At 36.1% G+C, this 11496-nt stretch carries 7 protein-coding genes; 3 read left to right on the top strand and 4 right to left on the bottom strand.

Translation table 11 applies throughout. The features are described from left to right. Positions 1-1213 precede the first annotated feature (1213 nt). Together P8O16_RS09315 and P8O16_RS09310 are read left to right on the top strand one after the other, a co-directional pair. Positions 1214-4528 carry an Ig-like domain-containing protein gene (locus tag P8O16_RS09315; protein WP_300313684.1) on the top strand — a complete coding sequence of 1105 codons (3315 nt, stop codon included), beginning with the start codon at positions 1214-1216 and terminating at the stop codon, positions 4526-4528. A 266-nt stretch (positions 4529-4794) separates the two neighbouring features. Further along, positions 4795-6075, top strand: a complete 1281-nt coding sequence (locus P8O16_RS09310) for an Ig-like domain-containing protein (RefSeq protein ID WP_300313683.1) — start codon at positions 4795-4797, stop codon at positions 6073-6075. A 380-nt stretch (positions 6076-6455) separates the two neighbouring features. Here P8O16_RS09310 and P8O16_RS09305 read toward each other — a convergent pair whose 3' ends face one another. Both P8O16_RS09305 and P8O16_RS09300 read right to left on the bottom strand, forming a co-directional pair. Continuing rightward, entirely contained in the window at positions 6456-7799 is a 1344-nt protein-coding gene (locus P8O16_RS09305) for an ATP-binding protein (RefSeq protein WP_300313682.1), read from the bottom strand. Continuing rightward, positions 7789-9171 (bottom strand): sigma-54 dependent transcriptional regulator, encoded by a 1383-nt coding sequence (locus tag P8O16_RS09300; RefSeq protein WP_300313680.1) that lies wholly within the window; start codon positions 9169-9171, stop codon positions 7789-7791. The genes P8O16_RS09305 and P8O16_RS09300 overlap by 11 nt, the downstream gene beginning before the upstream one ends. Positions 9172-9353: 182 nt before the next feature. On the opposite strand from P8O16_RS09300, the gene P8O16_RS09295 reads away from it, so the two are divergent. Beyond that, entirely contained in the window at positions 9354-9779 is a 426-nt protein-coding gene (locus tag P8O16_RS09295) for a peptidylprolyl isomerase (RefSeq protein ID WP_300313678.1), read from the top strand. Positions 9780-9838: 59 nt separating this feature from the next. Here P8O16_RS09295 and P8O16_RS09290 read toward each other — a convergent pair whose 3' ends face one another. Both P8O16_RS09290 and P8O16_RS09285 read right to left on the bottom strand, forming a co-directional pair. Further along, positions 9839-10666 carry a hypothetical protein gene (locus P8O16_RS09290; RefSeq protein WP_300313676.1) on the bottom strand — a complete coding sequence of 276 codons (828 nt, stop codon included), beginning with the start codon at positions 10664-10666 and terminating at the stop codon, positions 9839-9841. Next, positions 10663-11439, bottom strand: a complete 777-nt coding sequence (locus tag P8O16_RS09285; protein ID WP_300313674.1) for a UDP-2,3-diacylglucosamine diphosphatase — start codon at positions 11437-11439, stop codon at positions 10663-10665. Before P8O16_RS09285 ends, P8O16_RS09290 begins: the two co-directional genes overlap by 4 nt. Positions 11440-11496: the final 57 nt, after the last annotated feature.

Below are 11496 nucleotides of genomic sequence, written 5' to 3'. Positions count from 1 at the left end.
CTGTTTGGATAGATTGGACTTCCCATCCATCCTCTAAATTGAGCAGGGTTGTGAAAAAATTCTCCGTAAACATTTTTTTGCTTAAAAATAGCTATTCCATTAAATTCGTGGTAGAACCAATAGAAATTGGTGATCTCTATTTTTTTTCTATTTTAAAACGCTTTTTGGCTTTATAAAAGAAAGTATTTCCTTATATCAGAGGATTTTTATTCTATTTTATATTATTAAGTAAATATTAATAGTTATTTCTACGCTGCAAAAGGAGTTTTTTAAAATTTAAAAAAATAGTTTAAAATTAAGTTTTTTTTGCGAAATTATCGGTATGATTCTTTTTTGGTGTGTACTTCATAATCAAAATGTTGACTAATTGGGCAACTCTGAATTAGACTTGATTATTTTAATTTTCTGATTTTTTTGTAAAATACATTTTACTTGTCAAGAAATTCAAAAAAATATATTGGATTAATGTATTTGCAATTAGGCTATTATTGGCATAGTCCTAGGATAATGTTCTATCACTTATTATATGGGGAATGCTGATCATCTTTAACTGAACTTCTGAATATTAATCTTCAATCTTGATTCAAGATAGAGATTTATCTGTTTTCTTATTAAGTATGAGTTATAGCTCATTTTAAGTTTTAGAATCATCAGTGGTATAGAAAACAAGAGAATCTATTTCTAAGATTTTATCAAGTACTGTGAGGCTTTAAATATCTCCCTTAAATAATGGGTTATAAGATTAAAGGTAGTTCTACCAATTATTACCATGATTTAAAGTGATTTCCAAGTTCATGTTTGCATTCTAAATGGTGTAAAGTTAAGGTTTCTAATTCTTTCTATTTGAGTTGTAATCCTCTGAAAATCTACTACAAAACCTTTTCTGAATTTTAATTTGGGCTAATTCTTATTAGCACTAAAAAAAAATTAAAAAAAAATAAATAAAAAAATCATTCCATCGACAAAAATATGAACATTAAATACATACCTGTTTGTTTGAAGTTTTTTTATTCAATATTTATACTTTTTGAAGACCAATTTGCATTTATTTTAATATTGTTTTTTAAAAAAATATTTTGCTTGTTTCAAAACATGATCTCTATTAGACGAAATACATTTTACTGTTCAATTGGTACACGAAAATATATTTAAAATCATGAAATATAAAATTCAATATTTAATAGGCAGTATTCTAAGTATAAAATACATATAGATGAAAAAAATAGTTACTAAATACTTCTTGTCTCTTATAGGTCTTTTTGGAATTAGTATTGGTTTAATGGGAGCTCCGGTTTCTCGTTTATCAATCAATTCTAATTTGAATCCAATTAATGTTGAAGATTTCGATATTATATTAAAAACGCCTTTTACATCTAAAAATAATGATTTTGTATCAAGTGTTTCAAAACTATCTTTGAATACTTTAGATAATAGTGAGGATGTATTTAACACCCAGGTTTATGAAATTAAATCAAATAATTATGTTCAGCTTGTAGCCGAACCTTATTTGGGTTACTTATTTAGTCATTGGAGTATTGACGGTAAATCGGTTAGCGAGAACATTGTATATGAATTTTTGATGCCAGAAAAGGATGTGTTGGTCTCAGCAAATTACATTCAAGTACCTGTTCCTTCTGTTGAGATTAATTCTCCAATTGGAAATTCAGTTTATACCACTTCTGATATTATAAGTGTTGATATTGAGGCTATCAGTACTTTGGGTCAGGTTGAAAAAGTCGAGTTGTTTATAAATGAAAATCTAGTTTACACTGCTTTTGAGTTACCCTATAAATATGAACTGAAAAATTATTCAGAAGGTGAATATAACCTGCGGGCTGTTGCAACAGACAATACTGGTCAATTTTCTACTTCAAAGGTAAGTACAATAATTATTCAAAAGTCGAATGTTGCTCCTGTAATTAGCATCTCTAGTCCAAACTCTAATGCTCAATTCATACTCGGAGATAATGCAAACATCACTGCAACTGCTACCGATGCGGACGGAACTGTTACCAAAGTTGAATTCTACAACGGAACCACTTTGTTGGGAACTGATACTACTTCTCCTTACAGCATTGCCTGGACAAACCTTCCGGTAGGAAACTTCACTTTGACAGCAAAAGCAACTGACGACAAAGGAACAGCTACTGTTTCTGGAGTTGTAAATATTAATGTGGTTGAAAAGGCAAATGTGGCACCTACTGTAAGCATCACTGCACCAAACGCAAATGCTCAGTTCACACAGGGCGACAATGCAAACATCACTGCAACTGCTGCCGATGCGGACGGAACGGTTACCAAAGTTGAATTCTACAACGGAACCACTCTGTTGGGAACCGATACCACTTCTCCTTACAGCGTAGCCTGGACCAACCTTCCGGTTGGAAACTTCACTTTGACAGCAAAAGCAACGGATAACAAAGGAACAGCTACTGTTTCTGCAGAAGTAAATATCAATGTGGTTGAAAAGGTAAATGAAGCACAGGTAGAAAGCTTTACTCTAATCAATGCAGTAACCAATCAGGAAATGTTCAACCTGACAAGTGGAATGCAGATTGAGGGAAATATTTTATCAAATCTAAAAGTAAACATTAGAGCAAATACAAATCCATCAGTAGTAGGGAGTGTTTATTTTACCTTGACAGGTCCTGTCAACCTAACCAGATTAGAGAATGCTGCGCCATATGCGCTTAATGGTGATAATAATGGGGTATACTTTGGAATGGATCTTCCTGTAGGAACATATGACCTAACAGCGGTTACCTACTCCGGATCAAATAGGGGAGGAACAAAGGGTCCGATACGCACTATTACATTTAGCATCTTAGATACTCCTAATGAGGCACCTACTGTAAGCATCACTGCACCAAACTCAAATGCTCAGTTCACCCAGGGCGACAATGCAAACATCACTGCAACTGCTGCCGATGCGGACGGAACGGTTACCAAAGTTGAATTCTACAACGAAACCACTTTGTTGGGAACCGATACCACTTCTCCTTACAGCTTTGCCTGGACCAACCTTCCGGTAGGAAACTTTACTTTGACAGCAAAGGCAACTGACAACAAAGGAACAGCTACTGTTTCTGGCCAGGTAAATATCAATGTGGTTGAAAAGGCAAATGTGGCACCAACTGTAAGCATCACTGCGCCAAACGCAAATGCTCAGTTCACACAGGGCGACAATGCAAACATCGCTGCAACTGCTGCCGATGCGGACGGAACGGTTACCAAAGTTGAATTCTACAACGGAACCACTTTGTTGGGAACCGATACTACTTCTCCTTACAGCATTGCCTGGACCAACCTTCCGGTAGGAAACTTCACTTTGACAGCAAAGGCTACTGACAACAAAGGAATAGCTACTGTTTCTGCAGCGGTTTCTATTAATGTAAGTGAAGTTATACAGGATCCAATCGAAGTTGTGATCCCAGAAATAATCATAGTTACCCCTGTCAATAACCAAGAATTTGATGCAAATGAGAATGTTGAATTAATGGTAATGTTCCAGGGATCTGATGAAACAGTTAAGAAAGTGGAATATTACAGCGGAAACCAACTTATTGGTTCTTCCAACATCAGTCCATTTGGATTCACTTGGTCATCTCCTGCAGTAACCCAACATACGATTACTGCAAAAGCAATTGGTGAAGATCCTAGCAACTTTAAAATATCAGAGTCTGTATCTATTTTGATAAAGGAAAAAATCCCGCAAATATTCCAAATTCTAGATCCAATCAAAGATGCTGTATTTATAGCTAGGGATGATGTTTCTATCAAAGTGGAGATTCCGGTTAATAATAAACCTATTAATAGAATCGATTATTTCCGAGGAAATATAAGAATTGGAAGTTCAACTAAAGCACCTTATGACTTCGTATGGACTAACGCCCGACAAGGTAATCATGACTTGACTGCCCAATTAGTCTATAGTGATGGCACAAAAATAGCTACAGATGCGGTACCTATAAAGGTTTTGAAAAGGAATCAAGCTGCTGTAAAATTGGTTTCTCCTAATAACAAAAGAGAAGTGAAATCTGGAGAAAATTTAGATCTTAAAGTTGAACTTCTTGAATTTGAAGACAAGGTTGATTTTGTAGAGTATCTTTTAAATGGAGAATTATTAGGGGCGTCTGAAACGCAGCCTTACGTTTTCCAATGGAAAAATATCCCAGAAGGTGATCATAAGCTAGTAGCTCGGGCAATTGATTCAAAAGGTTTAGTTGTCTATTCAGATCCAATGACATTGAGCGCACGAAAAGAAGTTAGTGGTGTCCGATTGGATTATGTAATAGGTCCAAATCCAACGACAGAATTCCTTAATGTAATCTTTACAAATTTGGATACCGTTTATGATCTTGAATTAAGAGTGATATCAATGGATGGTATCGTTCAAAAAACCTTCAATGGAAGATCTGAAGATTCTACAGTAACTGTTGATGTATCTGATTTGAAAAATGGAGTTTATGTTTTGCAATTAATCGCAAACGGAAATAATATTTCAAGTAAGAGATTTATCAAAAAATGATAAGTCTGGTTAAACTCTTACAGGATGATGCGTTTACTCTGCCTAAACTGTAAGAAACTAAAGCCAGATCTTTGAAGTAAAAAACTTAAACATCCTTTAAGAAGATAGTATCCACCTAATGATTGGAATGCTATTAGTAGTAGAAAAAATAGTTTAGATACTTTCGATTTAGGAATTGATTAATAGAGGGAATAAATTAAATCTTATGGTAATTTTAAATTATAAATATGTTTAGAAGTAACCTTTGGAATAAAAAAAGAATAATTATGAAAACTAATTCATTGATAAAATTAAATTTAATTATCTTATTTTTTTTCGTAACTATTTTCGAAAACCTCGGTGTTGGGAAAGATGAGATTTCGAAGAAAAATCCAAACGCCCCAGTGACTTTTAACAATTCACCCGAAAGTGAAGGTTTTGTTCTGAAAAGAAATATTCTTTACAATACACCCTCCAATAAATTGGGTCAATTATTATGGTCAGCTGGTCATGAATCTGGAAATCAAAGCGAGTGGACTAGTGATGGAGGAGGAGGAGAGTATAATAGTGGGACGGGAAATAGTGTGGTTTCAAATACATTTTCGAGGACAGGGAATTATTCTCTAAAATTATCTATAAATACAACTAGTGGAAATTCTCATGGAACTAGGAATTTCAGATGGAAAGAAATTGGGGCACATAAGGATATAATTATAACTCAATATTTATATTTCCCTGCAAGAATAGATTTGAATCCAAATAATGCTTGGTTCAATTTACTTCAAACAAAAGGAGTCAAATTTGCACCTGGTGGTGCTGGAACAGGTCCTGATCAAATAAACAATCCACATTTTATTGTAGGTATAGATGTAAGAGGAGGCGCAGGTTCAAGGGGAGCCAATTACCTTACACTTGCTGATCTTCAAAAATTTTGGGGAGGTACATCAAATGTTGTTTGGAAAGCGCCTGCAGGAATTGATCTGCCAGTAAATAAATGGGTGAAAATTCAAATGCGAATTATTCAGGATAAAGGCAACAATGGTAGAGTTTTGCTTTGGCAGGATGATGTCCTTGTGATAGATTCCGGACTTCGAAATACCTTAAGACCCGAAGTGGATGTCAATCAATTTAGCATAAATGCCTATGCAGATAAGACTGTCCCAAATATTACAACGTATTATGCTGACGACTTAAGTATTAATTTACCGGATGATACGATTAGTCAGTCTTTTAAGGTCACTACTACACCTGCTCCATTTTCAGGAGGGAAAATTTTAATCGCTCAATTTGAGAAGGACACAGAAGTGGTAATCACATCTCCACTAAATAATAGCACACTAGCAAAAAATTCTACTATATCAATCAAAGCTTCAGCTTCAAACCCTGTAAGTGAAGTCCAAAAAATTGAATATTATAAAGATGGTGTTTTACTTGGATCTTCAGTTAATACTCCTTTCACATACAATTGGGTAAATGCAGATGAAGGTGTATTTCAAATACAAGTAAAAGCATATTTTAAAAATGGAGATGTCAAATTCTCTACAATAAATAAATTGTTGGTTAAGTAATATAAAAAAACAGGGCTTCTAGAAGCCCTGTTTTTTTATGCCGTACTTTAGGTTACTGTTTTTTTCTTAAAAAGCTAAGACTGAATCTGGTTTTTATTTCTTTGATAACGTGATTTTAAATTTTATTTAGGTGAATTTCTTTGAATTAACAAGTTCTGGTTTTTAAGGGTTCATTTTCTAAAGTTTTTTTGAAAATTATAGAGTCAGGTATTTAGATGGTGCTAGCTAAATATGAGTTTTGTTTTTAGCCCTTTGGGAGATAAATCTTTTCTGTACTTTGTAAAATAATCCCCTCTTTTATATTGTAGGACATAAACTCATTTCAAAGCTTGTGATTTAACGCTTTCTTCTATCTGACTTTAGTTTTATTCCAATCCCTGCTATCCGTTAAAAATTAACTTAAAGGTTGTACCTTCTCCTGGGCTGGACTTGACTTGTATATTCCCTTTGTGACGACGCATTATTTGCTTTGAAAGGCTTAGCCCTATTCCTGACCCCTTTTTCTTAGTGGTGAAAAAGGGGATAAAGATTTTACTTAGTGCTTCTTCTTCGATTCCCTTTCCTGTATCAGCGACTTCCAGAATGATCTTACCCGATTCGTCGATGTAAGCATGGAGTGTGATCACTTTTTCTTCGGCATCCTCTAGAGCATGAATGGCATTTTGTGTCAGGTTGATTAGAACTTGCTCGATTTGGGTTTGGTCGCCAAAGAGAATCAGTTCCTTAGGATCGAGTACTTTGTTCAGGGTAATTTTTCCAGATTCCAGTTGATGCTGTAGTAAAATTTCCAATTGATCAAAAAGCCTTCCGATGGCAATGCTGCTGAACTTCGGCGCCGGAATATGTGCCAAAGAGCGGAAGTCAGATACAAAGCTCGTCAAACCTTGACTTCGTTTTTCTATAGTAGCCATTCCCATAAGGTAGTCTTCCAGATCTTGAGGAGTGAGTTCAGAGATCGAATCGATCTTCTTTTCCAGGTCATCTTTAATTGTACCAGCCAGTGAAGAAATAGGCGCGATGCTATTCATAATCTCATGGGTGAGAATTTTTACCAGATTTTGCCAGGCCTCCATTTCTTTCTCCTCTAGTTCGGACTGGATATTTTGTAGGGAGACGAGTTTAAATTTTTCCCCGCGCATCAGAAGCTCAATTACATAAACTGATAGCTGCATAATGCCATCCGGATGAGCGATTTTGATAAGTTCGCTACCACCGGTTTTTAGATGGTGGATTGCTAGGTGCAGCTCTTTATTGATTCCCTCAATTTCGCTGATATTGATTAGATTTTCTACGTTTAAAATTCGCTTGGCAGCCGTATTGATAATTTGAATTTGACCGTTTTCACCGAAGGTGATTAGACCGATGCTCAGATGTTTGAATACAGAGCGGAAGTATTGGAAGTTAGCTTCTTTTTCTGCCTGATCTTCTTTTAGCTTTGCCAGAATTGCGTTGAATTCGATGTGAAGATCATCGGTTTCTGTCCCGTCAAACTTGACGGGGTAAAGTTGGGAGTATTTATCCTGCTTAATATTATCCAGAAAGGTTCGGACTTTTTGAAAGGAACTTTCAGAATAACGTAGAAGATAAATGATCTGAAAAATTACCAAAATCAATAAAAGGGAAATCATAAAGACTCCCCATTCATCAAAGATGGTAAAAGCAAGAAGGAAAAGGGAAGCTGCCAGAAAAGCTATTCTTCCCAGTAAACCAACCTTATAGTCCATATTTTTCTAATCTTCTATAGAGAGATGCTCGGGTCAAACCCAGTTCCTTTGCAGCCTTGGAGATATTTCCACCATTTTTGTCGATAGCTCTCTGAATGGTCGTTTGTTCCATGTCATTCAGGTTGAGAGTGACTGCTTGAGGTGCTTTGTCTGATGCTGGCTTCGCCGAGAGAAAGAAGAAATCACGGGAGTCCAATTCATTTCCTTCTGCCATGATAATTGCTCGCTCTATGGCATGCTGGAGTTCCCGGATATTTCCCGGCCAGCCATAGCGCTGAAGCAAGTCCATTGCAGCGGTAGTAAATCCCTTGAATTCTTTTCGGTACCTCTGTGCGTAGCTTTTCAAAAAGTGATTAGCTAAGACAGGAATATCATCGTGACGCTCGCGTAAAGGTGGAAGGAAGATCTCTACGGTATTGATTCTGTAAAGCAAATCCTGACGGAAAGTGTTTTCCATTACCATCTCATGTACGTGCATATTGGTTGCACATATGAGTCGAATGTCAACAGGGATGGCTTTGTTTGTACCTATACGTGTCACTTCCCGTTTTTGTAATACGGTCAATAGTTTAGACTGAAGAGGCATAGATAAATTTCCGATTTCATCCAGGAAAAGGGTTCCGTTGTCCGCTACTTCAAATCGACCAGCACGGTCTTCCTTGGCATCAGTAAATGCACCTCGTTTATGTCCGAATAGTTCTGACTCAAATAGGGATTCGGTGATGGAACCCATATCTACACCTACAAAGATTTCGTCTTTTCGATGTGAACGTTCATGAATTGCACGAGCAATGAGTTCCTTACCTGTTCCATTTTCTCCCAAAATCAAAATGTTCGCATCGGTCTGAGCGACTTTATCGATTATTGAGAAGATGTTTTTCATCGAAGCAGATTGCCCTATGATATCGCTGTAGGGTTTCTTTAGATCGGTTTGAAGTTGTTTCTGCTTTTTCTGAAGCTTGTCCACTTCATTGTAACTTTCTTTCAGTTTGATGGCTGAGGAAAGGGTGGCGATGAGTTTCTCGTTTTGCCAAGGTTTGAGAATAAAGTCGGTTGCACCTTCTTTCAAGGCTTGTACGGCCATTTCCACATCTCCAAATGCAGTAATCAGAATCACCACAGCTTTTGGATCTATTTCTTTGATTTGCTTGAGCCAGTGAAACCCCTCCTTGCCTGAGGTCGTATCTTCCCGAAAATTCATATCCAATAAGATCACGTCGTAATTATTGTTATTGATCAGAAATGGAATTCTGCGCGGATCTTTTTCGATCATGACTTCTTTCGCATGCTTTTTCAAAAGCATTTTTGCTGCAAACAATAAATCTTCATTGTCATCAATGATGAGGATCTTTCCTAAGTCTTGGTTCTCCATGGTTGATTCTTTTGATGATGTAATGGGAAAATAGTGCCAAGCCTAATTTAAAGGCTTTAGATGGGATTTTAACTTATAAGTGTTCGAAAATGTACGGTTTTTACTCTATATCGGACAGTTTTGTTCGGGTTTTATGCCCTCAGAGTTTTTTGTAACTTTGTGGTTTACTAAACCGAAAGAATATGCAAGCTAAAAAAGGGGATGCAGTAGAAGTGCATTACACCGGCAAATTAGAAGATGGAAGTGTGTTTGATACATCCGTTTCCAGAGCTCCACTTGGATTTACACTAGGCGACGGCAACATGATTAAAGGCTTTGATACGGCTGTTCATGGAATGGCGATCGGAGACAAAAAAACAGTAACTATTCCAGCGGCGGAAGCTTATGGAGAACGAAGAGAAGATATGATGATCGATGTACCTGTAGCTCAAGTACCTGCAAACATTAAGCCTGAAATCGGGATGACGCTTCAACTACAAGGCGGAAATGGTCAGCCAATGCCAGTGGTGGTGGTGAATATCGACGAGGAAAAAATCACTTTGGATGCCAATCACCAGTTGGCTGGGAAAGATTTGATATTTGAGATTGAACTAGTCAAAATCAGTTGAGAAACTGTTTGTTTAAAACAAGGAGAAGCAAATTCAGAAATGGATTTGCTTTTTTTATTTCAGCGAAGGGATTTCAACCAGTTTGGTAATTCATAAAGGATAACTTTATTCTTTTGGATAAGTGCCAATCGATTCTGACCAATTTGTATGGTTTCAGGTTCTAAATTTTTGATTGGAGCAATTTTAAAAATTGCCTGTGATTTGATTGATATACTCATCAAAAAGCCCTCCTCAGTCCAAAGGAGATATTCATTGTAAAAACACATTTTCTGGTTAAGCACCATTTTAATCATTTTGATCAGGTTTCCTTGGTTATCGAATATGAAAATTCCCTCATTTTTAATATTCATAAACAGACGATTTTTAAATTCCCGGATCTCAAGGACCTCTAAATCATCTGAATTCAAAATCAAATTCAATGGTTGACTTTGTATAACCAGATTTCGTAGGTAATCCAAAGATTTGATACTCAAATCTGATTCATCCCAAACCCAGACTGTATTGTTATTCCCAAAGGTTGCAGCTTTTACTAGATTGACATCGGCAAGTAGTAAGTTGCTTTCAGCTAAAGGATTCAAAAAACGATCAAATATCCTATATTCTTGTAAGTCCGCAGAAAAACTGAATATGTTCACAGTCCAAGCTGCCTCCAATTGATTCAATCTTCCTTGCCTGGAAGGGGAAAACAGATTTGTTTTTTTTCCAAATCGATCAAACTGGTAAATATCCCCAGACGTATTGCTAGCAAAAAGATTGTCTTTATTGTCGAATGATATTAAATCAAGATTCTCTAACTGGATTTCAGCGATGGGATTTCCAAGCTGATTATCCTGCGCCATTAATTGGAAAGAAGCTAGAAAAAAGGAGAGCAAGATGAATTTCCTCATTTTTCAAATTCAATCAGTTCAAATTTTTCTCCATCAAATTCAAGAAAAGTATTTTGGTTGACCCATTCACCTAAGTTAAAATAAGTTGAATTTTCAGCAACTTTTAATTCCAAAGGTAAATGTCGATGACCAAAAATGTAAAAATCGTGATGAGTACCAGTTTCCACTTCTTTACAGTATTGCCAAAGCCATTCATCATCTCCTAAGAAATGGCTTTCGTTTTTAGCGATATTCGTGATTCTACTATGGCCAGACCAAGCCTTGGCTAGTTTAACTCCAAAATCAGGATGTAACCATCGAAAAAGCCATTTTGAAATTGGATTGGTGAAGATTTTTTTAAGAATTTTATAGGAGTAATCTCCTGGCCCTAACCCGTCGCCATGTCCAACGAGTATCTTTTTTTTATTTACTTGTAGAAGTATCGGTTCATGAAAAATTGGGATTCCTAATTCGGTAGTGAAATAATCCTTCATCCATAAATCATGGTTTCCAGTAAAAAAGTATACTGGAACTCCTTGATCCCTTAGCTGTGATATTTTAGAAATAAAGGGTATAAAACCTTTGGGAATAACTTGACCATATTCAAACCAAAAATCAAAAATATCCCCAACCAGAAAGATGCCTGCTGCTTCTTTTGAAATTGAGTTTAGCCAACGAATGATCCTTTTTTCGCGTATTTTACTTTCAGTTTCGTTTGGAGCTCCAAGATGAAAATCGGAAGCAAAGAACAATTTTTTTCCATTCAGCTGAAAATCCAAAGTGGTTGGTTGCATTTTGAAAGATAAGGTGCGAATGCAAAAATAAAAAAGCCCTGAATCATTCAGGGCTTT

The sequence above is a fragment of the Algoriphagus sp. genome (assembly GCF_029254265.1).
GTDB lineage: Bacteria > Bacteroidota > Bacteroidia > Cytophagales > Cyclobacteriaceae > Algoriphagus.
Note: the sequence above shows the minus strand (reverse complement) of the source record. Positions and strands in the feature narration are given on the sequence as shown.